The 24801-nt window shown below is 41.5% G+C and carries 24 protein-coding genes; 5 read left to right on the plus strand and 19 right to left on the minus strand.

Translation table 11 applies throughout. The features are described from left to right. Positions 1–267: 267 nt before the first annotated feature. A complete protein-coding gene (locus AC1DXF_RS13185; RefSeq protein WP_477449202.1) occupies positions 268–1014 on the plus strand; it encodes a segregation and condensation protein A in 747 nt (248 codons plus the stop codon). A gap of 215 nt (positions 1015–1229) precedes the next feature. Beyond that, a complete protein-coding gene (locus tag AC1DXF_RS13190; RefSeq protein WP_477449203.1) occupies positions 1230–1937 on the plus strand; it encodes a YjjG family noncanonical pyrimidine nucleotidase in 708 nt (235 codons plus the stop codon). An 89-nt stretch (positions 1938–2026) separates the two neighbouring features. Here AC1DXF_RS13190 and AC1DXF_RS13195 read toward each other — a convergent pair whose 3' ends face one another. From AC1DXF_RS13195 to AC1DXF_RS13245, 11 genes are all read right to left on the minus strand, one after another. Further along, on the minus strand, positions 2027–2362 hold the full coding sequence (locus tag AC1DXF_RS13195) for a type II toxin-antitoxin system VapC family toxin (protein ID WP_477449204.1): 336 nt from the start codon (positions 2360–2362) through the stop codon (positions 2027–2029). 107 nt (positions 2363–2469) lie between these two features. Continuing rightward, entirely contained in the window at positions 2470–2691 is a 222-nt protein-coding gene (locus AC1DXF_RS13200; RefSeq protein ID WP_477449205.1) for a hypothetical protein, read from the minus strand. A gap of 176 nt (positions 2692–2867) precedes the next feature. Further along, positions 2868–3431, minus strand: coding sequence for a DUF3109 family protein (locus tag AC1DXF_RS13205; protein WP_090642297.1), 564 nt, complete (start codon positions 3429–3431; stop codon positions 2868–2870). An 8-nt stretch (positions 3432–3439) separates the two neighbouring features. Next, positions 3440–4216, minus strand: coding sequence for a DUF3108 domain-containing protein (locus AC1DXF_RS13210; RefSeq protein ID WP_477449206.1), 777 nt, complete (start codon positions 4214–4216; stop codon positions 3440–3442). Between the two features lie 149 nt (positions 4217–4365). Beyond that, complete coding sequence (locus tag AC1DXF_RS13215; RefSeq protein ID WP_477449207.1) at positions 4366–4881, minus strand: DUF2480 family protein; 516 nt, start codon at positions 4879–4881, stop codon at positions 4366–4368. Between the two features lie 300 nt (positions 4882–5181). Continuing rightward, the gene (locus AC1DXF_RS13220; RefSeq protein WP_477449208.1) at positions 5182–7323 is read right to left on the minus strand and encodes a peptidylprolyl isomerase; all 2142 of its coding nucleotides are present in this window, start codon (positions 7321–7323) and stop codon (positions 5182–5184) included. A 95-nt stretch (positions 7324–7418) separates the two neighbouring features. Then, positions 7419–8003, minus strand: a complete 585-nt coding sequence (lptC, locus tag AC1DXF_RS13225) for an LPS export ABC transporter periplasmic protein LptC (protein ID WP_477449209.1) — start codon at positions 8001–8003, stop codon at positions 7419–7421. A 4-nt stretch (positions 8004–8007) separates the two neighbouring features. Further along, positions 8008–9324, minus strand: coding sequence for a BamG family beta-barrel-assembly machinery protein (bamG, locus tag AC1DXF_RS13230; protein ID WP_477449210.1), 1317 nt, complete (start codon positions 9322–9324; stop codon positions 8008–8010). After that, complete coding sequence (locus tag AC1DXF_RS13235; protein WP_477449211.1) at positions 9317–10060, minus strand: type III pantothenate kinase; 744 nt, start codon at positions 10058–10060, stop codon at positions 9317–9319. The genes bamG and AC1DXF_RS13235 overlap by 8 nt, the downstream gene beginning before the upstream one ends. Continuing rightward, positions 10060–10752, minus strand: a complete 693-nt coding sequence (gene purQ, locus AC1DXF_RS13240) for a phosphoribosylformylglycinamidine synthase subunit PurQ (protein ID WP_090642276.1) — start codon at positions 10750–10752, stop codon at positions 10060–10062. Before purQ ends, AC1DXF_RS13235 begins: the two co-directional genes overlap by 1 nt. A gap of 126 nt (positions 10753–10878) precedes the next feature. After that, positions 10879–11865, minus strand: coding sequence for a DUF6427 family protein (locus AC1DXF_RS13245; protein WP_477449212.1), 987 nt, complete (start codon positions 11863–11865; stop codon positions 10879–10881). A gap of 336 nt (positions 11866–12201) precedes the next feature. On the opposite strand from AC1DXF_RS13245, the gene AC1DXF_RS13250 reads away from it, so the two are divergent. Beyond that, positions 12202–13707, plus strand: coding sequence for an NAD(P)H-hydrate dehydratase (locus AC1DXF_RS13250; protein ID WP_477449213.1), 1506 nt, complete (start codon positions 12202–12204; stop codon positions 13705–13707). 354 nt (positions 13708–14061) lie between these two features. Here AC1DXF_RS13250 and AC1DXF_RS13255 read toward each other — a convergent pair whose 3' ends face one another. The 8 genes from AC1DXF_RS13255 to AC1DXF_RS13290 all read right to left on the minus strand — a co-directional run bounded on the left by AC1DXF_RS13255 (position 14062) and on the right by AC1DXF_RS13290 (position 21483). Beyond that, entirely contained in the window at positions 14062–14913 is an 852-nt protein-coding gene (locus AC1DXF_RS13255; protein ID WP_477449214.1) for an anti-sigma factor, read from the minus strand. Between the two features lie 2 nt (positions 14914–14915). After that, positions 14916–15467, minus strand: a complete 552-nt coding sequence (locus AC1DXF_RS13260) for an RNA polymerase sigma factor (protein WP_477449215.1) — start codon at positions 15465–15467, stop codon at positions 14916–14918. Between the two features lie 24 nt (positions 15468–15491). After that, positions 15492–16373, minus strand: a complete 882-nt coding sequence (gene lipA, locus AC1DXF_RS13265; RefSeq protein WP_477449216.1) for a lipoyl synthase — start codon at positions 16371–16373, stop codon at positions 15492–15494. A gap of 237 nt (positions 16374–16610) precedes the next feature. After that, on the minus strand, positions 16611–17801 hold the full coding sequence (locus AC1DXF_RS13270) for a phosphoglycerate kinase (RefSeq protein WP_477449217.1): 1191 nt from the start codon (positions 17799–17801) through the stop codon (positions 16611–16613). 100 nt (positions 17802–17901) lie between these two features. Continuing rightward, positions 17902–18336, minus strand: a complete 435-nt coding sequence (locus tag AC1DXF_RS13275; protein ID WP_477449218.1) for a GNAT family N-acetyltransferase — start codon at positions 18334–18336, stop codon at positions 17902–17904. A 113-nt stretch (positions 18337–18449) separates the two neighbouring features. Beyond that, positions 18450–19448 (minus strand): type I glyceraldehyde-3-phosphate dehydrogenase, encoded by a 999-nt coding sequence (gene gap / locus AC1DXF_RS13280; protein WP_477449219.1) that lies wholly within the window; start codon positions 19446–19448, stop codon positions 18450–18452. 114 nt (positions 19449–19562) lie between these two features. Beyond that, complete coding sequence (locus AC1DXF_RS13285; protein ID WP_477449220.1) at positions 19563–20666, minus strand: MraY family glycosyltransferase; 1104 nt, start codon at positions 20664–20666, stop codon at positions 19563–19565. A gap of 79 nt (positions 20667–20745) precedes the next feature. After that, the gene (locus AC1DXF_RS13290; RefSeq protein WP_477449221.1) at positions 20746–21483 is read right to left on the minus strand and encodes a glycosyltransferase family 2 protein; all 738 of its coding nucleotides are present in this window, start codon (positions 21481–21483) and stop codon (positions 20746–20748) included. A 101-nt stretch (positions 21484–21584) separates the two neighbouring features. Here AC1DXF_RS13290 and AC1DXF_RS13295 point away from each other — a divergent pair, with 101 nt between their 5' ends. Then, complete coding sequence (locus tag AC1DXF_RS13295; RefSeq protein WP_477449222.1) at positions 21585–22370, plus strand: polysaccharide biosynthesis/export family protein; 786 nt, start codon at positions 21585–21587, stop codon at positions 22368–22370. Then, positions 22370–24790, plus strand: coding sequence for a GumC family protein (locus AC1DXF_RS13300; RefSeq protein ID WP_477449223.1), 2421 nt, complete (start codon positions 22370–22372; stop codon positions 24788–24790). The genes AC1DXF_RS13295 and AC1DXF_RS13300 overlap by 1 nt, the downstream gene beginning before the upstream one ends. Positions 24791–24801 lie beyond the last annotated feature (11 nt).

Consider the following 24801-nt stretch of genomic DNA (forward strand, 5'->3'; position numbering starts at 1 on the left):
TGTATTTAACCTACAAAGTAAACTAATTATTTATAAATAAAGCATATCGATTTGTATTAAAAAGAGCCCGGAGTTAGAGTCAAGAATCAAGAGCCAAGAATCAAGACAGAAGCACCCTTGTTAGCTTTAATCGGCAATTTAAAAAGAACCAAGAGTTAAGAATCAAGAGCCAAGACAAAACCGCCTTTTGTATACGTTGACTACCTATTCAAAAAATCTTGATTCCTGATTCTTGATTCTTGATTCTCCTTCCCTATTTTTACAGTCATGACCGACGACAGCTTTGCCATACGATTACCCCAGTTTGAAGGTCCGTTTGATCTGCTGCTGTTTTTTATTGAGCGCGATGAGCTTGAGATCCACGATATTCCTATTGCCAAAATTGCCGACGATTTTTTGAACTATATTCACCAGATGACCAGCCTGAACATGGAGCTGGCCAGCGAGTTTATATTTGTTGCCGCAACCCTGATGCGCATTAAGGCCAAAATGCTGTTGCCCCGCTACGAGGCCGAAAATGCCGCAGATGATACCGATACCAAGGAAAACCTGATTCGTAAGCTGATAGAATATAAAAAGTTTAAGGAACTGTGCGACGAACTACGGCCATATGAAGAAGAGCGTTTTAAACAGGAAAAACGGGGTAATATTAAACATGACCTGGAGCAGGTAGAAAAAGTAGTGCTCCCCGGCGAAGAGCTATCAGAAATAAGCCTGTACAAGCTTATGATGGTGCATGAACGGCTAATGCGCAACTACCTTAACCGCAGCGAAGAGGTAAAACACACGGTAGTGCAATACCCCTACACCATCGAAAAACAAAAGCAGGCTGTAGCCGATCTACTTAAAATCAACAAGATGCTTGATTTTAAGGCGTTGGCCAAAGAGTCGGAAAATAAGGTACATTTTGTATACAATTTTTTGGCCGTATTGGAGATGCTGCAACAGGAACTCATCGATATTCAAATAGGGTTGGGATACAATAACTTTTGGATATCGCCGAAGGAGATATGAGATGTTGATATGAGATTTGAGACAGAATATGGCCGGCGAAATGAAGGCTTATTTACGCCCGGGTTGCCGCGGTTATATTTTGAGGGCGAATCAGCTGTTAATGTTAAAAAAACAAAAAAAGGTAGCGACAACCAATCTAATAACGAACTTTGCAGGGCGACGGATAATTGACTGGCGGATGTTGTCCCTTCGTATCGCAAATGCATAATATCCAAATGAAAAATCAATCTGAAATCAAAAAGCACATCTTTTTCGATCTTGATCATACCATCTGGGATTTTGATAAAAATGCGGAGGAGGCTTTGCATGAACTTTATCACCTTCACCAGTTGGAACGTATCGGCCTTACTTCTGCCGGCTTGTTTATTGAAACTTATACGCGCAATAACCACCAGCTTTGGGCACAATACCATACCGGGCAAATCACTAAAGACGAACTGCGTGATGCACGTTTTAAACGCACCTTTACCGATCTTGGCCTGCACCCCGACCTGATGCCTGTTGATTTTGAGGATGCCTATGTGCAGTTGTGCCCTACAAAAACAAACCTGTTTCCGCACGCCCATGAAACCCTCGCTTATCTGCAATCAAAATATACGTTACACCTCATCTCCAACGGATTTAAAGACTCCACCCGGATAAAAATTGCAGGCAGCAACCTGGCGGGCTATTTTAAAAACATTATCATTTCTGAGGATGTAGGTGTCAACAAACCCGATAAAGCTATATTTCAGCATGCGATAGACCTTGCAGGAGCCAACAAAAAAGAAAGCGTCATGATTGGCGATAGCCTGGAAGCCGATATTTACGGCGCTTTAGGGTTTGGTATGGATGCTATTTATTTTAATCCTTTTAATGCACCAAAGCCCAACGATGTACCCGTACAGATAGGGCATTTGAAAGAGTTGGTGGGCATGTTTTAAAGCTTTTGTATGACCTAGCAAATTTTTGATAGTCACCATAAGATTTCAACTTTAAGTAAATTAAGCCGGTGCTTGTTTACTATACTGTTTTACAATGTAGGTGTTAGCTTTTGCACATCAAAAAACACGCCGTTTAAATGGTCAAAATCTCCATCGGTGGTAACAAGTTGTAACCCAAGCAACGCAGCTAATGAAGCAATCCATAAATCATTTTTGCCCATGTTCCGATGGGTAGAGAAAGGATAATCAACAAAAGCAGGATTTCGACGTTGAGAATAACTGTCGATCTCCGTGTATGTGTTGACAAAAATCTGGCTGATTTCAACAATATTGATATTGTCTAAAAACAGGTTAAGTTTATTCCGCCGGTTAATGCCCCAGTTGTTTTGTATAGCAATTGATTTGATCTCAGCTTCTGAAACCACAGAAATATAAACGGGCACATTATCAGGATTTATTTAACCTATAATATTATCGTAATTATTTGACCGGATTAGAGCTAAAATAATGTTGGTATCAAATAATAAATTTACTACTTAGAATCTTTTAGCTGCTGCATGGTTTGATCCCATTCTTGTTGGGTGAAGGGCTCGGCCGGCGGGGCGTTCTTCAAAGCCTTAATTAAACTTTTATTGTTTTTGCCTGATTTCTTACCGAAAGCGGTGGCCCCGCCCGCAGCAAGTATTTCTTCGGGCGAATATGCTTTATGGGTTTTGAATAGCCCATTTGGTGGCAATGTAATTTCGGGTTTCATTTTAACCTCCATTTTGGTATCAAACAAATTTACAGAATATTTTGTGCAAAAGCCATAAGTCGCTTAAAACACATTGTCGGCTTTTTAAAAGGGAAACCAGGCAAAGTGCAATTAAAATCGACCTCAACGTCTTAAAACAGCATAACAAAGCAGTTTACCCCTAACCGTAAGCCCGCTTACCTTCCTGCCACTTCGTTTTCCAATTCCTGGTACCAATCTGCACCATATTTGCGGATCAGCGGGCCTTTTAAAAACTCGTGAACACGTACTTTTAGTTCGTCGCCAAAAGTGCAGGCGGGGCTGCAAATGCTCCAGCGATCATAGTTTAATACATCAAATTCAGGGTATGCAGTAATGCGGATGGGATATAAATGGCAGGAGATGGGTTTTTTCCAGGTAACAGCGCCTTCTTCATAAGCTTTTTCGATACCGCATTTAGTGATTCCGTTTTCCCAAATCACATAAGCGCACTCTTTGTTGGTGTCTACACAGGGGGTGGTGTAATCGCCTTCAAAATCCTTTACATAAGTACCCACCTTTTCGATGGTTTTGATACCTTTGGCGGTTAGGTAAGGCTTTACTTTTGGATATATTTCTTTTAAAATATCAAGTTCGTCGGCATTCAGGGGAGCCCCCGAGTCGCCTTCCAGGCAACAGGCGCCTTTGCATTTGTTTAAATTGCAAACAAAGTTTTCCTTTATCACATCCTCGTGCACCAACACGTTACCTACCTCTATCATATTTTAATTTAATTCATTATGGGGTTTAGCGGATACTTCAATCCGCTTGCCGATTGAAGCTCCATTGTTATACTGCCTAAAATAACTTCAACATGTGCCTTTACAGGTATCCTGTTGCCATCATTAGTTATCCAAAGGTACAACTTACTATCCTTACGGAAAATACGGCCAGGGATAATTGTGGGGTTAAATTTCAAACAGTTAAAAGTACCCATATCACATTTAATAGTTTCTGTACCTACGTAAGTAATATTCATTTTATGAAAGCCATCCTCTAAAAAATATTGCAGGTCAAATGTCTCGCCTTTTTTTAGTTTGGATACATCTATAGTACGTGCAAAATAATAAGCCGATACAAAATCAAATGAATTGCCTTTAAATGAAAATTCGCCTTTATTAGCGGTTACTTTATTGTCTTTTTGATCAAAGGTAGCTTTGTCGGTATGCTTCCATTTGCCTTCGTGCCGGTCTTCACTGTAAAAGTAAGGTAACAATGTATTTTGATCTACATAAGAATCGTAGCGATTGCGCACCTTGTAAAATATATCAAAGGTACCTGCTGTTTTTCCTTCGGCAATCAAATGAAAAGCGTTGCCCGGTAATTTTTTGTCGCTGGCTTCAATCCTGATGTTGGCTTCGGCCGCCTTAAAAAAGCCGTATTGCATTTTATAACTCAGTTTTTCGCCCACTTTAAATACAGGCTCAGTAACTTTTGTAAGTTCCTGTGCAAAGCCCGAAGTGTAAAACAATACAAAGAACAAGGAGCACGAGAAGATTTTTTTCATTAATATTTGCTTTTTAACTGCTGCCAATTTCTGTTTATAACCAGCACATGAATAGGACAATCGATATTGTAAATGGTTTAAACCCATTTTTATTGCATGAGCCGGAAACTATTGGTTAGCGGGATTCAATGAAAAGCAAATAGTTAATATTAATCTTTACGTTTATAAATTGGCACTGTAGAACATGGTTCGCCAAACATGATGCTTTTTACTATTGGGGTTAATTTTTTTGTAAGCTCCACATAGGCCGAAACGGGTACCGCTATATCTCCGCAGCCTTTCAATACAATTCGCTGGCCTGCGTATTGTTCCAGGTTGGCCTTGGCTATCTCCTTTTCAAAAAGCACCGTTTCCAATACAGCGGCATCGCCAAAAACAATTTCGCGCGCATAAGGGGCCATCCGGTTTGCCAGCAGCATGTAGGCCCAGGTTGGTACAATAGCGTCGGCGCTGCAGGTAATGCCTACGTTTTTGTCCTGGTATTGCGTAAAGTCGTGTTCCTTTATAAAATCGCGTAAATCTTTTTCGCGCAGCATCAGGCCATGGAACAGGTTATCCTTAATGTCGTAAATAACACGTTCGCCCGGCGGGTAAAACGATGCGGGATCTAAAGTAACCAAACCGCTTTGGGCTACTTTATTTACTATGTTTTCCTGTATATCCATAACGTTGAATTCTAAATCCTAATTCACTAAATTCTAAATCCTAATTTTTAAACTCTAAAATGTTATGAGTTTGATTTTGCCCTTGTAAACACCGTACCTGTCCCTGGTATATCCAAGTCTACTGTCATCCTGAGGTACGAAGGATCTATCAGTTGTGTATGGCTGATAGAAAAGTTCGCGAATAGATGCTTCGTTCCTCAGCATGACAGTTTTTTTTAACAATTTAAAAACCCACAGGCAAAAAAAATCCGGGAGACAGGTTTAACGCTGCTCCCGGATGTAAAATTACTTTAATTTATATTATAACAGTTTAGCCCTGTTATCTTTTACATTAGCATTATCTTTCAAGGCTTCCAATACCTGTCCGTCGGCACGTTGTATCAAAGTTTGTGCTATTTGTTGTTTTTGTCTTAAGTTATTGGTAAGCGCGGCAGGATTTGTAAATCCATCAACAACAAACACAAATACACCTTGTTGTCCGTTAACCGGTTTTGAAAGTTTATTCGGTTGCGAACCAAAAATAGAACCTACAACCTTATATTCTGCACCCGGCTGGCCCGGTATAATTGGATTTGCAAAAACAATGTTTTGAACAGGCACAGCTTTAGTACCTGCCTTTTGGGCAACCTGGTCAATTGTTGATGAACCGTTTAATGCAGCTGCAAATTTTTCACCCAGTTGCTTTGCTTTTACCTCGTTGCGTACAGCAGGTTCAATTTGTTTTTTAATGGTTTCAAGCGGTAAAATACCTTTGGGTTTAATTTCGGTTAAACGAGGAATGATATATTGATCGCCTACTGAAAATACTTTTTCCGCAAGGTCGCCCTTCTTAGCTTTAAAGGCCCATCTTACAACCTCGCGGGCATTGTCTAAACCTGGTAAGCCTGCTGCGGTACCTGTTACATCATCGGCAGTAAGCTTTTTCAAGCCTTCTTTTTTAGCTTCAGCATCAAAATTATCTGTGGTTAAAGCGCCTAAAAATCCCTGGGCCTTACTGTAAGCTACGGTTTGTGTTTTACTGCTGGCAACAATTGGTTTATCAACAACTGCAACTTTAATATATTTTACAGATCCTTTTTGATCTTCAACCTGTATAAGGTGCACCCCAAATTGCGAGGTTACAACAACCAGGCTGCCTTTGCTTACTTTGAAAGCAGCATTTGCGTATTCAGCGGCTATTGGGTTCGGGCTACCTGCCATCATGCCATTAACATCAAACGATGGTATTTCGCCGCCCTTAACAGCGCTGCCCTTATCAACCGAGAAAGTTGCAACAAAATCTGTAAACGGCCTGCCGCCTTCAATTAATTTTTTAATTGAATCTGCTTTCGCAATTGCTTTTTCTACACCGCCTTCGGCCTGGGGGTTAATTAAAATATGCCTTGTTCTTACCGAATCAAAAGTAGTTTTAACATCGCTCAGTTTAGCAATTTTATAGCTTCCGTTTGATACGTAAGGCCCATAAACAAAGCCCTTGGCAGCGTTAAACATCAAAGTATCTAATTTAGGCTCAAACGAACCTTTTTTCTGAAACACAAGCGGCGTTTTTGTTTCGGAGTTAATTTGTACAAAAAGCGAATCGTTAGTGCTTACCTTAATGCTATCAACCAGTTTGTTAACCTCGGTTTTAATGGCAGCGCTATCTTCTTTTGAAGGGGCGCCATTAAAGGCCACATAATCAAATGTTCTTGTTTCCTGCTGATTTTTAAATTCCGCTTTGTGGGCATCATAGTAGGCGCTGTAATCTGCATCAGTCAAACTAACTTTAGCATCAGGGATTGATGCATAATCAAGCGTAGCATATTTAAAGCTTACCAGTTTATTTTTTGCCAGGTAATCATCATTGGCTTCCAGTGAGTTTACGTACAAACCGTTGGTAACAATTGCCATATACTTGGTTTTTTGTTTGGCCTCAAATACCTGTTTCAGAAACTCTCCCCACTGGCGTTTTGCAGCGGTATCAGCTTTTGACGATGATATAAAGCTTAAATACTGGTTTAGCTTATTTTTATCAAACTGGCCGGTTTGCTGGTCGGCAAATTGTGGCACACGGGTTATTTGCTGGTCGGGGTTATTACCGGTTACCATAGCGGCAGCTTCATCATCCCCTACAGTTAAGCCCAATTTTTCAATCTCTTTATTAAGCAACAACTCGCTTACCACCTGGTTCCAGGTAGTTTCCTGAACATAGTTTAATATCTGGGGCGAAAGACTTTGCCCCGATTGTTGCCTAAACTGATTTGTGTTTTGGTCGAGCCTTTTATTAAACTCATCTAATTGAACCTTTTCGCCGTTTACTTCGGCAAGTTCGCTGCGGTCGTCTCTAAAAAAAGACCCACCTGATCTTACTACCTCGCTCACGATGAATGCAAAAAGTGCAACCCCAATAAAGATTGCCAGGATTTTTCCCATCCGTTCGCGCAAGAAACCCATTATACCCATATACTTCTGTAATTATTATATTCTTTTAAAAGAGGGCGCAAGATACAATTTTTAGTAAAATTCTATAACACAAAATTTTCCTGAAAAAAATAACATTATTGCGTCACTTTTTCGTCCACGTGAAATATACCGGTACTGCTTTTAAGGGTGGGGTGCAGGAAGGCATCGTCACTTTCAAAGCTATCGCCGTTCATCACGTTGCCGCCATTCATGGTTACCTGTACTGGCTTGTGCGAATAAACTTTTTTTGTAGTCTGGTCCCAGTAAAGCTCGTCGGATTTATAGGTTTCGCCCTTGGCATTGGTTGCCACAACATTTTTATGAAACTCTATAAGCTTTTTGCTATCGCGGGAAATACCTGTATCTGCAACAATATTGCCCGATTCCTGCTGGGTTTGTTTATCGTAAAGTATAACCTTTACGCCTTTGGGCATTACCTTATAAGGATCTTTTGTTTGGTACTGCAACATAAGCGGGGCCAACAAGTGCAGCTTTACTTTTGCCGAGTCGCTCATGATCAAGTCAACACCGGTTGTTGGTTCAACTACTACGCCCATCTCGGTAGATGCTATCTCTTTAACCTTGTTCAGGTCGTTTTCGCAGGACGATATGGAACAGGCAAGCAGCGGCAATAACAGCAGGCCTAAGCCTTTTATACATTTTGCCCCTTGGTACATCATGTTATTAATCAAATTTATATTTGGTAAACCACCTGTCGTTAAGCGTAAAGCCTAAACGCAGGTTGATGTAGTTCTCTTTAACCAGGCTATTGGCCAGTGTGCCCCTTTTGCCAACCTCGGCCGATATATTGATTTTGTAAAAACTCCCGTTGTTTGGGCGTAAAGGCAAACCCAAACCGGCGGTAACGGCCATTCTTTTTATCCGGGTGTTGTTTACAACCATATAGGTTTCATCATAAATACCCCCAATACGGTAATCAACAGTAGCCAGGTAGTTGCGAATGGTACCAATGTTTGGGGTAATTTGCGCGCCAACATTAATGGTGCGGCTATTTACCAAACCCTGATTTTGACCATTTATGCTGTAATTTGACCATTGGCCCATCGAATAATCGGCGCCAACTAAAAATTTACCATCATTTTGGAACGATACCCCAAACCTGTTTATTTGCGGCAGCTTCAGTTTTACCGATGCGCCCTGCCTGTTAATAACACTATCAACAGCTATGTTAGGGTTACCATTAGCATCGTTGGTATAGTGGCTTACAATAAAACTGGATTGTGAGTTAAGCTTTGACCCTGCTGAAGCCGAGTAGCCCAAAATAACGTGTTTTGTTTGAGAAAGGTCGATGGAATATTGCAGGCCATAGTCGTAATTTAAACCGCCGATTGAATTGGTTTGTTCAATTTTGGTGTTTAAAAATCCGGCCAGATCAGGTGTTTCGGTGGTAGTGTTATCCTTAAGGTTACCAAATATATACGACACATTAGCCCCTATTAACAGGTGCTTGGCTATTGTAAAACCATACCCTATATAGGCTTTTGATAAGCCGCCATCGCCATTATAACTATAATTGGTTACATTGGTATCAGCAGGCGATGAAGTGCCTAAATTGCTAACCGATTTTTTATAATTATACCCTCGTTCGCTATATGGCAATAAACCAAAGCTTAGTGCGGAGTGCTTACTAACCGGAATACCAAAGGCGATGTGGCTTAACCTGAAGTTTTTGTTGCTTTGGCTGGTTTGCCCGGTTTGGCTCAGGGTTGAAAAATTACTGTAAATACCAACATCAATAGTAGTTAAACTCATGGCCGCGTACGATGCCGGGTTAAGGAAGTTGATGTTATTAAACAAGCTGATCCTGTTGGTAGCAACGCCAATACCGCCTATACCAGCGCTCTGAGCTGTTGATTGTGGGCTGATATCGCCCAAACCGAACCTTGAATATGGAGAACTGGTGGTAGATTGCGCGTTTGCTGCAAATACAAATACTGCAGAAAATAGAAGTGTTAAAAGAAACCTGGTATATTTAATCATTATGCTTTTGTATAGCTGCGTTTAATCCTTTTAAAACCAAATAAGGTTCAATTTTTATATAGGGGGCAAAGATGCTATTTTTTAACAGCGTATCAAAAAAAATACTGTCGCCCCCGCTTAGTACAATATTTAGTTGGTTATCAATGGCTTTATAGCTTTCAATAAACCCCGTTAACTCATATTTTATACCGTTTTGCACACCCGATCGTATGGCGGTTTCGGTAGTGTTTCCGTAGCCTGGCGTAAACCCGGCATCGGCATTTATTAACGGCAAACCGGCTGTATAATAGTTTACAGCCTTATAACGCATATTTAAACCCGGTGATATACTGCCTCCAAAATAATTCCGGCCGGCATCAACATAGTCGTAAGTTATGCAGGTGCCGCCCGCTATAACCAGGCTGTTTTGCCCAGGGTATATATGGCTTGCACCAATTACAGCGGCCATTCTATCAGTACCAAGCGTTTCGGGGGTTAGGTAATGGTTCTGTACTCCACTGGTCATGGTGTTATTAAAAGTAACCAGGGGTATTTTTGCTGTTAAACCGGCTTGCCAGGGCTCCACATTTTTTTTTACCGACGATACTATTGCCCTCTTAACGTTATACTTATTAATCAGTTCATCAGGCCTGGTTAAGGGTACATCTTCAAATTGTTCAACCGCGAGCAACTCGTCCAACTCAAAAACGGCAATTTTTGTAAATGTGTTACCAATATCGATAACCAGGTTGGTCATCAGGCCCTAACTACTGATAGTATTGACTCAAAAATGGCCAGTCCGTCTTCGTTAGCCAACAATGCATCGGCTGCACGCTCCGGGTGAGGCATTAAACCAAATACATTACGGGTAGCATTGGTAATGCCGGCAATGTTTTCCAATGATCCGTTCGGATTGGCATCAGCAGTAATATTACCAGCCTCATCGCAATAACGGAACATTACCTGGTCGTTATCATTCAGGCGCTTAATCACATCGGCACTGGCAAAAAAGTTACCTTCGCCATGGGCAATAGGGATTTTGTATGCCTGTTCCTGCTCTAACCCCACAGTAAGTAATGATTGGGTTGTTTGTGGTTTAAGATAAATGTTACGGCAAATAAATTTACGGTTTTCGTTATGCAATAAGGCGCCATCCAGCAAACCTGCTTCGGCCAATATTTGGAAGCCATTGCAAATACCCATTACATACCCGCCTTTTGCAGCAAATTGAATAACCTCCTGCATAATTGGCGAAAAACGCGAAATAGCACCTGAACGAAGATAATCGCCAAATGAAAAGCCGCCGGGTAAAACAACAAAGTCGACACCTTGCAGGTCATGGTCTTTATGCCATAACCTTACAACCTGCTGGCCCATTATTTTTTCTAATACATATATGATATCTTCATCACAGTTAGAGCCGGGGAATATAACTACGCCAAATTTCATCTGATTTGTTTTTTGTGTAAGTTTTTGTGGTGCTACAATAGGCACATTGTTTGTTTAAACAACAGCAAATAATAGTTTCACGCTACAAAACTAATATAACCGCTGAAATTTGGACGAATGTAAAAGTTAAAAATTGTTAAACTGAAAGTAGATAATGCTGATTAACAGCAATAAAAACAGGCTTTCGTAAAACCATTTTTTGGTTGCATATAAAAAATAATAGGCAAAAAACACCGCGGAGGGCGCAATACATAACAAAAAATGATTGAGGTGGAAAGAGGCGTTTACATAAAATGAAAAACCTGCAATTAAAAAAATAAAAAATAAAAGTTGAAAAGACTTACGGGTTTGCACGTAACTTTTAAAGAAATTTTGCTGCAATTTAAAGAAACAGAGCACCAATATCATGAAAACAGGTATCAGCAGCAGGTAATTATAAGAGTTAATGCTGATGTGATCCGGAAACTTTTTACCCAGCGGCAGCCAGATTTTATAGAAGACAGAAATTTTATCGTTAAGGTAATAAAATACCGCTAAAAAGAAAAAGATGGTAATGTACCCTAAAACGCCCGATACCCAATCGCGCCAGTTAAACGGTTTAAATAATATAAGCGCTATCCAAATAGCCAAAAACAAATAAATAAAAGGGAAGTAAATAAGCGAGCCAAGGGCTACTATCATACCTGCATCATAGGATATTGATTTGGCATTATCCCCTTTGTACAGGCTAAACAGCTTAAACAACATCCAGATCAGCAAAAAGTTACATATAAGCGGCGCGCTTAGTATCAAAAAAGGCGAAAACAATCCCGAAAGCGTTACATACATCAAAGCCGGTAAAAACGAGGGCTTGCTTAATAAATTATAGTGGTTTATTAAATAGTTAAGCAGTAAGGCCTGTATCAGTATCAACATGCCGGCAAATAATATATTCAACCCCGGCGATAAAGCATACTCGTAAGCAACAGGTACCAGCAGGCGTGCAAATGGCTCAACAAATACAAATTCCAGTTTATCGGGCACGTGAAGAATATAGCCCACCCGGGTAATGAATAACACAACCACCAGCCACAAAACATTCAAAGGATTAAAAGACCGGAAAACCTGGATCATAAAGGGGCGATATTTTGCGGCGGTAAAATTAGTACAAAAAGCCAAAAGAGTGGTAAGAGATTTAAGTGAGAACTATTTACTCCGCTGTGCCTATGTAACCCGTTGCTTAAGCGAGATATATTCGGTCAATCTCGGGCCGTTGGGCTATGCATTTATAAATCAATTGAACCCGGTTTTCAGTGCCCGGCGGCGGCTTGCCTTCTGGTTCGGTCGGCATTTCGTTTATTGGCATCGGGTTTTATTTTCAGGCTGGCCCAAAGGATTATTTTGAGGCAACTAATTTTCAATTATCATTTCAATCCAAACAAAACATATAATTCCTAACTTTAGAATTATATGCTGCCTTTACTCCTCTCCGATCAGATACGACAGGCCGATGCTTTTACCATCGCCAACGAGCCTATAGCTTCTATTGATCTGATGGAACGGGCTTCGAAGGCATTTGTTGGCTGGTTCATCAACCATTTTCCGGATAAAAACCAGGCTATATCCTTTTATTGCGGTACGGGCAACAACGGCGGCGATGGTTTAGCTATTGCACGCTTACTTAAAGATCATCAATATAAAAAGTTGAGTGTTAAAATAGCCTGCTTTAGCGAAAAGCAGACCGGCGATTTTAGCAGTAACCTTCAAAGGTTAAAACAAGCCGGCATAAACATCATTCAAATAAATAAAGGCGCTGCGCTGCCGCCAGACGAAGGGACAATATTAATTGACGCCTTGCTCGGCAGCGGGCTAAATAAACCGCTTACCGGCGACTATGAGCGCCTGGTGGACCATATTAATAACCTGGGCACAACTGTGGTTGCCGTTGACGTGCCAACCGGCTTTTTTGCCGAAGGTGAAATATTGCCGGGCGCAACAGCTATAAAAGCCGACCTGGTGATTACGTTTCAGCAGCCCAAAATCAATTTCCTGCTGCCCGAATCTGCAACTTATATTGATTGCTGGGAGGCGGTAAATATTGGCATCAACGAAAGTTTTGTACAATCATTAAACTCGGCATACCAGTTTACCGAAGAGAAAGATATCCGCAAAATACTAAAACCACGCCATCGCTTTAGCAATAAGGGTACTTACGGCCATGTACTCATTGTAGCCGGGCAGGCCAAAACCATGGGGGCGGCGTTACTCAGCGCATCGGCCGCGGCATATGCCGGCGCAGGCTTAACAACTGCCTGCGTACCCGAAAGCGGATTAACTGCTTTAAATAGTTACATGCCCGAAATTATGGCGATACTGCGTAACAAAAATGAACTGCCGGAGATAGCATGGGAAAAATTTAACGCCATAGCCGTGGGGCCGGGTTTAGGGAAGGGCGATGACGCTGTAAAATTATTATCGGCCGTTATAAAAAATTATAAAAAACCGCTGGTTTTAGACGCCGACGCCCTTAATTTATTGAGCGATGATAAAAAATTATTGAAGGAACTGCCGGCGGGCAGCATTTTAACGCCACACATGAAGGAGTTTGACCGCCTGTTTGGCGAGCATAAAAGCTGGTGGAAACGGCTGCAAACCGGCATGGAGCAAGCCAGGGAACTGAATATTTATATAGTATTGAAAAACGATTATACTATTACCATAAGCCCGGATGGTAAATGTTATTTTAACCCTACAAGCAATGCGGCAATGGCCTCAGGGGGCATGGGCGATGTGCTTACGGGTATTATTGCCGCTTTATTGGCCCAAAAATACACATCGTTAGAAGCGTGTTTAACTGGAACTTACATACACGGCAAGGCTGGTGATGAGCTTGCTTTACCAAAACGGCTTCATGTGGTACTGCCGGGCAAGCTTACCGCGCAATTGCCGGTTACCATGGCAAAGTTGATGGCATAAAAAAAGGATGCAAGTATCATACATCCTTTTTTATTAACTATTAACTGATCTTATAAAGAACTAAATACTCATGTTTATGAGTTAGATCTATCACTTTCATTTTCGTTACTTCACAGGCTCTGTTTTAATCTAACTGGTTATAAGACGTCGGTGACATCTTAATAGTTACAAAAAAACGAATAAATGGTTTGGCTTATTGTTAAATAACCATTAAATAATTTAAAAGCCGGGCGTTCCCTTAACAAACCCGTCCAAAAAACAGTAAAAAATGACAGTAATTAAACATAAAAAGCACGTCTTGGCGGCATAACTGACGCTTTTTATAAAAAACGGCGGGGAAACGGCACCTTGTTATCAGAATTTGCCAATAACCATCATCTGATCCATGGTTGGATTAATACTGCCGCCCCGCGGCTCAAGCGTCACGGCAAAGGCATCTGCCGAGGCCAGCGACTTCATCTCTTTAATATGGGTTAGCGTATCCGCCCGCGAATCAAATACCCCCAGATTGACAGGTTTGCCGCCTACAAGGGCCCAAAGCTGGTATTGGTGCGCCTTATCATTCACTGGCATTTTCATGTTTGCCATATCAATCATAACCCTTTTATGAACCGGGCTAAACGCCACGGTTAACGCCGACTGGGGCGTTTTGGCGGTGCCTTTTAACCTTAGCAGCTTGTAGGTAGTATCGCGGTACACAGTCAGCTCGCCATCCATTAGTTTAACCTGGTTGGCAAAATGTTGTTTATCGGCTTGTAGTGCAACCAATTGCTCGTTTGAGGCTTGTAGCTTGCTGTAAACATTCACCAGTGCAATGGTACTTGCTACCAAAAGCGCCAGGCTGGCCGCGAAAGCATATTTATAAAAATCGCTTTCCTTTTTTTGAACAGGCAGGGTTACAATATTATCTTCATCCTCATCATCGGTTTCATTGTCCTTTTGCGGGTGTGCTTTGCTGAAACTCCTGTCATCGCCTAAGTTGGTGAGCAGGCTGCCTAATACCCGGCCGCGTAAATTTTCCGATGGTTCAACTGCATTTTCCTGTGCATATAATTCCATCGAGCGCTCTATTGCATCCAGTTCGGCCTTTATCTCCGGATGTTTTGAAGCCATCTCTTCCACCTGGCGCTTTTCGCCGGGGGTTACATCCCCCAAAACGTAAAGTTCCAGTATCCCTGTTTCTATATATGCTTTTAAATCTTCCACTTTCAATTAAAATGTTTTCTGAGTTCCTGGATCCCCATTCTCAACCTGGTTTTAATTGTGCCCAGCGGGATACCCAACTCTTCGGCGGCTTCTATGTGCGTGTACCCTTTAAAATAAACCAGGTCGATAATTGATTTCTGGTCGGGCTTCAGGGCTTGAACCAAATCTTTAACACCCACCAAATCAGGCCTATAAACTGTGTTTCTTTGTTCGTCAATAAAAGTTACGTTATTTTCAATATCCTGGTTTTTATTTTGATTTTTAAAGTCCTTTGATCTGATTTTGTCAATTGCCAGGTTGCGGGCTATGTTAACCATCCAGGTAAATAAACGGCCTTTTTCGGCACTATAACCCGAAAAGGAATGCCAGATTTTTACGAAAGTTTCCTGCAAAACATCTTCAGCTATAGCGGTATCAATAACAATGCGGGATATTACACCATATAACGATGCCGAATACATGTCATAAAGTGCCTCGACAGCAATTTTTTCATGGTTCCTCAATGCAAGCACCAACTCATCTTCCGAAAGCGATATTTTGTGTTTCTTGCTCAACGAGTTGAATATATAAAGGAAATGTTATAATTCAAATAAGTGTTTTTCAGCATGGTAAGATGACCTTACCAGCGGGCCGCTTTCTACATATTTAAAACCTTTATCCAGGCCAATTTGTTTTAAACGGGCAAACTGATCCGGGTGGATCCAATCCAGAACCGGGTGGTGGTTGCGGGTTGGCTGCAGGTACTGTCCCAGGGTTAATATATGCACACCTGCCGCCAAAAGGTCATCCATTGCTTCCAGTAAATCGTCCTCAGTTTCGCCCAGGCCAAGCATAATGCCCGATTTGGTACGCAAACCAGCAGCCGATACATGTTTCAAGGCCTCTAAACTACGGTCATATTTGGCCTGTATGCGCACTTCCTTGGTGAGGCGCCTTACGGTTTCCAGGTTGTGGGATACCACCTCGGGGCGGGTTTCCAAAACGCGGGCCAGGTTATCCCAGTTGCCCCTAAAATCGGGCAGCAGGGTTTCTAAAGTAGTTTCAGGACTTTCGCGACGGATGGCATTAATGGTTTCGGCCCAGATGATGGAACCGCCATCCTTAAGGTCGTCACGATCTACCGAAGTTATTACACAATGCTTTACCTGCATCAGTTTTACCGACGTGGCTACACGGTTTGGCTCATCAACATCAACAGCCAGGGGCCTGCCGGTTGCTACCGCACAAAATGAACATGAGCGGGTACAAATGTTGCCCAGTATCATGAAGGTGGCCGTGCCGGCACCCCAGCACTCGCCCATGTTGGGGCAGTTGCCACTTTCGCAAATGGTGTGTAGTTTGTGCTCGTCAACCAGGCCGCGCACGTGAGCGTATTCTTTTCCGATGGGGAGCTTCACCCTAAGCCAATCGGGCTTACGTTGGATCTGGCCCGCTGCAGGAACTACCGGCAATTCAATCATGGTACAAATGTAGTTAAAAACCGCTTAATCAATTATAAGGTTAAGCGCAGGTTGTAAGAATTATTACAGAATGCTGATGTGCAGATAAGGTTATGCAAAACAGCCACGCCTCTGCATTTTTTTCCTGAGCGTTATGACATCGGGGATTTACCCCAATCTGCTGCAAGTTAATTCGGGGAGATAAGACTATTGGTGCCGGCCGTTTAGGGTTGGCGCCAATAGCTTATAGTTATAATGTTATTCGTTAATTGCTTTTACGCCGGGTAACTCCTTACCTTCCATATACTCCAGCAAGGCGCCCCCTCCTGTAGATACATAACTCACCTCGTCGGTAAGGTTAAATTTAGCAACTGCTGCTGCAGAATCACCCCCTCCTATTAAGGAAAATGCGCCGTTTTCGGTTGCTTTAACTACAGCCTCGGCAATAGCCTTGGTACCTACCAAAAATGTTTCCATTTCAAATACGCCCATCGGGCCATTCCATAAAATGGTTTTTGATTCTTCAACTACCTTGCTGAATATTTTTACCGTTTCGGGGCCAATATCCAGTCCCATCCAGTTATCCGGAATTTCGCCGGTTTTGGCAACACCGGTTTTGGCTTCATTTGAAAAAGCATCGGCAATAACATTATCTACCGGTAAGTAAAGGTTTACACCTTTATCTTTGGCTTTTTGCCTCAGGCTTATTGCAAGGTCAAGTTTATCAGCTTCCACCAATGATGTGCCAATGTTGCCGCCATCTGCCTTGGCAAAAGTATAGGCCATACCACCACCAATAATCAGGTTATCCACCTTATCCAACAATTTTTCTATCAGTTGAATTTTATCAGAAACCTTTGATCCGCCCATAATAGCCGTAAATGGTTTGGCCGCACCGTTCAGGATTTTTTCGGCATTGGCCAATTCGCCTGCCATCAGGTAACCAAAATATTTTGCATCGGGAAAAAACTGCGCGATGATTGATGTTGAGGCATGCGCACGATGAGCTGTACCAAAAGCATCGTTTACGTATATATCGCCTAATTTTGAAAGCTTTTCGGCAAAGGCAACGTCGCCTTTTTCTTCTTCTTTATAAAAACGAAGGTTTTCCAATAACAACACCTCGCCATTACCTAAGTTTTTTGATTTTTCAACGGCCTCTTCGCCAATGCAGTCATCAGCAAACTGTACCTGCTGGCCCAGCAGATCCGAAAGATGAGCTACTACGTGTATTAAAGAATCCTTTTCATTAGGGCCATCTTTTGGCCTGCCCAGGTGCGACATCAGGATAACCCTGCCACCATCTTTCAAAATCTTTTTTATAGTAGGCAACGCAGCCGTCATCCGGTTATCGTCGGTAATAGTGTAATCTTTATCCAAAGGCACGTTAAAATCAACCCTGATAAGAGCTTTTTTGCCTGCAAAACTAATTTGATCTACGGTTTTCATATAAAATATGGGTCGTTTAATGGTAAGGCGCGCAAATTCAGCATTTTATTCCTAATTCTTAACTAAAAAAGTAAAAAGCTGTTCTAATCTGCCCAATATTTCACGTTAACTTAACATACATCACAAAATGCGGCCCTATTCCGGGAACCTCAAACTCGGCCGAAACAACCTCGAAACCAGTGTTATGATAAAACGGTACAGCCTTTTTGCGGGCATTACACCAAACATAATTTACCTTTTGGCCCCGCAGGTAGGTAAGCGCAAAATTAACAAGCTGGTTGCCCAACCCCTGGCCCCTGTATTTTTCGATAGTGGCCATTCCGCGTAACTGGTAGCCTGTGCCTGCAAATTCGCCATAGTTTTGGGGATGGAAAGATACGATACAGGCCAACTCATCATTTTTGTAGTACCCTAAATGAAAAGCTCCGGCCATTTTATCAGTCGGAAAGCGGCATTCGTCCGGGGTAAGCCGCCCCTCGCGCAGTATTTCATTCCTGATAGGCAATAATGCTTCAACCTCAATAAATTTTATCATGTTTAAAAAACTAACATTTTAAAAGTAAATGCAGACGGGTATTTTTTTTGCCGGATGTTATTGCTGTTAAAACAACTACTGTAGCCCGGTATACCCAAAAACAGGTTAGGTTATCATTTTTTAAGGCCAGCTATTTTTTCAACCAGGTCGGCAAGGCGGCTGCTGTAACCCATTTCGTTATCGTACCAGCCAACAACCTTTACCAGCCCGCCAACTATTGATGTAAGCTGGGCATCAAAAATACAACTGTGCGGGTTATCTAAAATATCAGTAGATACTATCGGGTCTTCTGTGTATTCCAGCACGTTTTTCATATCCCCGTCAGCCGCCTGTTTAAATGCCAGATTAATTTCACTTATAGTTGGCTGTTTTTTTAAACTGCAGGTAAAATCGGTTAGCGACCCATTAAGCACCGGCACCCGGATGCCTGCGCCTCCTAAACGGCCGGTTAAATGCGGAAATATGGCGGTTATAGCTTTAGCGGCGCCTGTGGTAGTTGGAATGATGGAAGCCGAAGCCGCACGGGCCCGCCTTAAATCTTTATGTGGCGCATCGTGTAAATTCTGATCGCCGGTCATGGAGTGTACAGTAGTAATATAGCCGTCAATAATACCCCAGTTTTCATCAAGAATTTTTACCATTGCCGCTACATTGTTGGTGGTGCATGAAGCATTTGATAATATGGGCGACGATAAATCAACCTCCCCGTCGTTAACAGTCAGCACCACTGTTGGCACACTTTTATCTGTTGCCGGCGCCGAGATGATTACCTGTTTTGCACCGGCGGTTAAGTGCATTTGCGCACCTTCCCTTGATGTAAATTTACCTGTCGATTCGATCACAAGATCTATATCCAGGTTTTGCCACGGCAATGCCAAAGGATTACTTTCGGCCAAAACCTTTATTGTTTTACCATCAATATAAAGATTACCGGCATCAAAACTTACCTCCCCTTTAAAACCGCGATGAACCGAATCATATTTAAATAAGTGGGCAAGGGTTTGGGTATCGGTAAGGTCATTAATGGCAATTACCTCAATACCTGGCCGGTTTAGGATATTTCGCAAAAATATGCGTCCTATCCGGCCAAAACCATTTATAGCGATCTTCATCTTCTTTTGTGTTTTATAAAGGGCGCAAAGTTAATGAAGATGAACGGGTATTTATAACTGCGCTGACTTAGTGACGCTAAAACTACTTTACAAAAGATGGCAAAATAAATGTGATTAAGCCAGGAAATTACGAAGGGCAAAATGTTCGCGTTCTTTTGAGCGCAGGCTAAATGTAATAATCCAGTTAGTTATTATCGAAATAAACAGGATAAGTACGATAAGCAATGAATTACTTAAGCCATCAAACATAAACACCATGCCTATTGATAATAAATTTATTATTGATAAGCACAGGGTTGCCTGCAGGTGATTAAGCCCTAACCTCAAAATACGATGATGAATATGGTTTCTGTCGGCCTCAAAAGGCGATTTGCCGCTTACTATTCTCAAGGTAAATACCCTTAAAGTATCAAATACAGGGCCTATTAATATGGCGATGGTTAATGCGGGGGCGCAGGTTATAGTTGGGACATTTACATGCTCGATTTTTGTTACCTCGATAAATTTAACAGCCATTACTGCCGATATCAGGCCAATAAGTAACGCGCCGGTATCGCCCATGAATATTTTGGCGGGCGTAATATTGTATCTTAAAAACCCAATGATAGCGCCCACCATAGCCAGCGAAATAGCTGCAAGCTCATATTGACTGATATACATAAATAAAAAAGCAAAAGCACCGTTTACAATAATGCCGGTTATAGCAGCCAAACCATCAATGCCATCTATCAAATTAAAGGAATTAACGATAAGCATAATAAGCAATACAGAAAACGCTGCGCTTGGTATGTAAGGCAATTGCGTAATGCCAAACACACCATACATGCTGGTTATACGAATATCGCCAAGCAATACCAATATTAACGCAACCACAAACTGGATTAAAAACTTAGTGCTTGAATTTACGCCGGAAAGATCATCCTTTAACCCCATTGCAAAAAGTATAATACACGAAATAAGCAGGTAACTAATAGGGAGCGCCTTTTCAATTATACTGAATAACAGTGTAGTAATGGTAAAGCTTACAAAAATGGCCACGCCGCCCAAACGCGGAATGCCATGGTCATGTTGTTTCCTGAAATGGCCAACATCATCATACAGGTGCCTTGAACGCGCAACATGTAAAATTGAAGGGATACATAGCAGCGTAATCAATGCTGAAAACACTACTATTAAAATATTGTAAGTTAAATGAGACGAATGTAAAAGTTCAAGCATTTTGGGGGGGTATTTAGATCAGTTCATTTTTATTATTAAACCGTTATACGCAAGCGCCTAACAAAAGTTTAATTTGAAATTAAATATATTGATAAATTTTCCGCAACGGTTTTAATACAAGTGCCAGTAGGGGAATCATGACGTTATTTTGATGCATCGCTTTTAAATCAAAGCCCCAGGCTTTAAACCTGTTTTTTAAACTACTGTTGCTAACTCCGCCACCCTGCATAATTACTATTACTTTATTTAAATAAAAGTTTTTGATCTTATGCCGGTGCATAAACCTCACCATTAATTCGTAATCGGCGGCAGAGCCATATTGAAGACTGTAAAAACCCAGTTTTTGAAACAATTGCCGTTTGCAGTAAAAAGTGGGATGCGGCGGCATAAAGCCCCGATTAAAGGAACCGGCACCGCATTGTTTCGAATTCCATTTGCGTATAATTTTGCCGCCGGGGCTCACAATCAGCAGGTTTCCGTAAACCGCCTCTGCGTCATTTTCGGTAAACGTCCTGACTATTGCTGATAAAACCTCAGCATCGGCCAAACGATCATCGGCATTCAGCGTTCCTATAATTTGGCCGGTGGCCAACTTAATGCCTTTGTTCATGGCATCATATATGCCCTTATCAGGTTCGGAAACAAAATGACTGATTGATGAACGGTACTGATTGATGACCTGAAGGGTGTTATCGGTTGATCCGCCATCGATGATTATGTGTTCAACATCGGGATATTTTTGGCTGATGACAGATTCGATACATCTGGCAATTGTATCCTGGGCATTATAAACAACTGTAATTAACGATACCTTCAAACCCTAAAATTGAAAAAATACACCGTAGTAATAGCCGCAAATTATGTATTTTTGGAGATATTGCACAATTATAAACACATTAAGCATAAGTTATCGTCCCTATGCGTATAATAATCTACTTTTTTTCCTTCTTTTTAATAATTCTTGTTTTAACCTCGTGTTCGGGTAAACAATACCAAATACTTTTTGAGCAAAAGGCAACTAATATCAATATTGATACATCGCAAAGGAGCAATAATGATTTGACCAACTACCATATAAAGCCACAGGATATACTACAGATAAGAAACCTGCAAAATATCAAGTATGTAGTTGATGAAAGTCCGTCACCTTCGGGCACGGGTGGTGGCGGAGTTGCCGGCACAGGCCAGGTTTACCAGGTAGAAGAAGATGGCACCATAGCGCTCCCTGTTATTGGCCATATAACTGTATCGGGGCTTACACGTGTACAGGCGGCAAAACTTATTGAAGACCTTTACCGTAAAAACCTCCTTAAAGATCCCATAATTGAATTAAAGATTACAAATTTAAAAGTGACGCTACTTGGAGAATTTAGAGGACAGGGAAACTTCCCCTTAGTAAAAGACAGGACTACATTGGTTGAAATGATTGGGCAGGCCGGAGGCCTTTCAGATAAGGCAAACGAAACAAACATAAAAATTATACGCGGCGATCAAAAAAACCCGCAGGTAACCTATATTAACCTCAGGGATATACAATCCATAAACGACCCGAGGGCCATACTTCAAAACGGTGATATTGTTTATGCATCGCCCAACAAACGCTCAATACGTAACGATAATTTACAAAATATATCAACCCTTGTACAGCCCATATTACTTTTATTGAATACGGCCTTATTAGTTTTATCGCTTTCACGCCGCTAATGGAAGAGACAGAAAAATTTCAAAGAAAACTGCCCAATCAAGAAATTGATTATTTTAAGTTAGGTAAAATATTGTTGAGCCGATGGTACTGGATAGCAACATCTGTAGGTATTGCCGTAATCATTTCATATGCCTATTTATGGTACACCCCAAAAACCTACGCAACATCCGGTACGCTTAAAATAGAAGAAAAAAAATCTGAAGTATCTGACCTGATTACTGTTATGGCGGTGCCCGAGCGCGGCCCCTCAAAAATACAAAGCATCACATCGGTGCTGCAAAGCCGCAACGTTATACTTAGCGCTATTAAAGACATGGATTACCGGGTAAGTTTTTACCTCTCGGGCCGCGTGCGTACTACAGAAACCTATCCGTCGAAACCATTAAACATTCAACTAATAAAATTTGACAGCTTAAATTTTTTTCATGAACAAATTAGCTACAGGCCGATTGACAGGCAAACGTTTAGCCTAAGCTATAAAGCCGGCGACAAAGAAATAAAAAATAATTACGGGTATAACAGCCCTGTAACTATTGGCAATACAAGCTTCAATATAAAATACCCCGGAGCTATTGATAATAGTACTATCTACCTTTTCAATTTCAACATCCCCGAAGATTATATAGGCAGGGTACAGGGTGGCCTGAGGGCAGGAGAAACAGGAAAAAACACCAATATCATCTCCATCCAGGAAACCGACTCGAACCCACAATTTGCGGCCGATGTACTCAACAATATCATGAAAGAATACGTGATATTCGACCGTAATCAAAAAGCACAGTCGGCCTCGCAAATGATCGATTTTATTGATAGTCAGCTATCATTCCTGTCAAATGAGGTAAAAGGTTCCGAAAGCTCAATAGAAAAATATAAAAACAAAAATAAGATACTTGATGTAAACTCGGCATCAACCTCATCGGCATCAAAAGCTGCCGAAATTGAATCAAACAAGTCATTATTAAAAATTCAACTTATTTCGCTCGATCAGCTTAAAGATCAAATTACCAAAGAAAAAGATAACGTGACATTGAACTTCAGCGCCGGCGGAACTGATTTACCTGCGCTAAATGCCCTGATTAGTAAGTTAGATGCGCTGATATCTGAACGATCGGGGCTATTAAAAACATTTACACCCAACTCGCAACCTTTACAGGAAGTTAACCAACAAATTTTACAAGCCAAGCTTAGCGCTTTAAATAATATAAAAGGCATTCGCAGCAGTATCGAAAAAAATATAGCTTATTTAGATAGCCAGCTATCGCAGGTAAACCAAACTATAATGGCATTACCCGCCGCACAGCGCGACCTGGTGAGCTTGCAACGCGACTTCGAAATTAACGATAAAGTATACTCTTTCTTATCCGAAAAAAAGCTGGAGGCGCAAATAAGTCGCGCGGGGATATTGCCGGGCGCTACAGTAATTGAATTTGCACAGCCCAACTTTAACGCGGTATCACCAAATGAGCATGATATTCACAGGTCGGCAATTATTTTTGGCCTGGCTATTGGCCTGGGGCTTATTGTTTTAATACGCGTGCTAAACCCCTATATTTACGATAAAGAGACCATTGAAAGCCTTACTGCCATACCTATCCTGGGTATTATAAGAAAATATCCCGACATAATTGATGAAAACAGCAAGCAGGTTTTGGCGCTGAGCAAACCTCGGTCTATTTTTGCCGAGTCCGTACGTTCGGTACGCACAAACCTTAGTTTCCTGGCCTCAGAAAAATTGAGTAAGGTAATTTGCATTACATCCGAGGTTGCCGGTGAAGGCAAATCGTTTGTAGCTGTAAATTTATCGAGCACCTTATCGCTTATCGACAAAAAAGTAATACTTATAGGCGCAGATTTAAGGCGCTCAAAACTACATAAAACCTTCCATGTGCCCAATGACCTGGGGCTAAGCAATTACCTTGCCCACCAAAACGAGATGGAAGACATTATACTACATTCTGACCAGCAGAACCTCGATTTTATTGTTTCGGGACCAGTACCCCCTAACCCATCTGAATTACTGCATAGCGACAGGATGCTGGCATTGATAAGCCAGTTAAAATTAAAATATGATATCGTAATGATTGATACCGCCCCCATTGGCCTGGTATCTGACGCCATTCCGTTGATCAGGATCAGTGATATTAATGTTTTTGTAATCAGGTCGGGCAAATCAAAATTTTATGCGGCCAGTGTACCGCAGCGTATTGCGCAGGAATATCATCTTGATAATACAGTTATAGTGCTCAACGCTTTTGAAGAGGACCTTTTGCATTCAAGATACTACACTACCAAATTTAGCGGCGATAACGCCGGAACCCGGTATTACTATTACTCGGATTATAACGGTTATTCAGGATCTGGATATTACCTGGAAGACGACAAAAATAAATGGTGGGACATACGGCGATGGTTTAAATAAAATTTGCTTAC

This window comes from Mucilaginibacter sp. P2_A5 (genome assembly GCF_056404995.1).

Bases quoted from the DNA above. Each gene is read 5' to 3' on its own strand.
- purQ (WP_090642276.1), bottom strand. From the start codon at position 10,752: ATGAAATTTGGCGTAGTTATATTCCCCGGCTCTAACTGTGATGAAGAT.
- AC1DXF_RS13200 (WP_477449205.1), bottom strand. From the start codon at position 2,691: ATGAAACCCGAAATTACATTGCCACCAAATGGGCTATTCAAAACCCAT.
- AC1DXF_RS13190 (WP_477449203.1), top strand. From the start codon at position 1,230: ATGAAAAATCAATCTGAAATCAAAAAGCACATCTTTTTCGATCTTGAT.
- lptC (WP_477449209.1), bottom strand. From the start codon at position 8,003: ATGATGTACCAAGGGGCAAAATGTATAAAAGGCTTAGGCCTGCTGTTA.
- AC1DXF_RS13220 (WP_477449208.1), bottom strand. From the start codon at position 7,323: ATGGGTATAATGGGTTTCTTGCGCGAACGGATGGGAAAAATCCTGGCA.
- bamG (WP_477449210.1), bottom strand. From the start codon at position 9,324: ATGATTAAATATACCAGGTTTCTTTTAACACTTCTATTTTCTGCAGTA.
- AC1DXF_RS13215 (WP_477449207.1), bottom strand. From the start codon at position 4,881: ATGGATATACAGGAAAACATAGTAAATAAAGTAGCCCAAAGCGGTTTG.
- AC1DXF_RS13185 (WP_477449202.1), top strand. From the start codon at position 268: ATGACCGACGACAGCTTTGCCATACGATTACCCCAGTTTGAAGGTCCG.
- AC1DXF_RS13300 (WP_477449223.1), top strand. From the start codon at position 22,370: ATGGAAGAGACAGAAAAATTTCAAAGAAAACTGCCCAATCAAGAAATT.
- AC1DXF_RS13285 (WP_477449220.1), bottom strand. From the start codon at position 20,666: ATGCTTGAACTTTTACATTCGTCTCATTTAACTTACAATATTTTAATA.
- gap (WP_477449219.1), bottom strand. From the start codon at position 19,448: ATGAAGATCGCTATAAATGGTTTTGGCCGGATAGGACGCATATTTTTG.
- AC1DXF_RS13245 (WP_477449212.1), bottom strand. From the start codon at position 11,865: ATGATCCAGGTTTTCCGGTCTTTTAATCCTTTGAATGTTTTGTGGCTG.
- AC1DXF_RS13295 (WP_477449222.1), top strand. From the start codon at position 21,585: ATGCGTATAATAATCTACTTTTTTTCCTTCTTTTTAATAATTCTTGTT.
- AC1DXF_RS13270 (WP_477449217.1), bottom strand. From the start codon at position 17,801: ATGAAAACCGTAGATCAAATTAGTTTTGCAGGCAAAAAAGCTCTTATC.
- lipA (WP_477449216.1), bottom strand. From the start codon at position 16,373: ATGATTGAATTGCCGGTAGTTCCTGCAGCGGGCCAGATCCAACGTAAG.
- AC1DXF_RS13235 (WP_477449211.1), bottom strand. From the start codon at position 10,060: ATGACCAACCTGGTTATCGATATTGGTAACACATTTACAAAAATTGCC.
- AC1DXF_RS13275 (WP_477449218.1), bottom strand. From the start codon at position 18,336: ATGATAAAATTTATTGAGGTTGAAGCATTATTGCCTATCAGGAATGAA.
- AC1DXF_RS13250 (WP_477449213.1), top strand. From the start codon at position 12,202: ATGCTGCCTTTACTCCTCTCCGATCAGATACGACAGGCCGATGCTTTT.
- AC1DXF_RS13210 (WP_477449206.1), bottom strand. From the start codon at position 4,216: ATGAAAAAAATCTTCTCGTGCTCCTTGTTCTTTGTATTGTTTTACACT.
- AC1DXF_RS13205 (WP_090642297.1), bottom strand. From the start codon at position 3,431: ATGATAGAGGTAGGTAACGTGTTGGTGCACGAGGATGTGATAAAGGAA.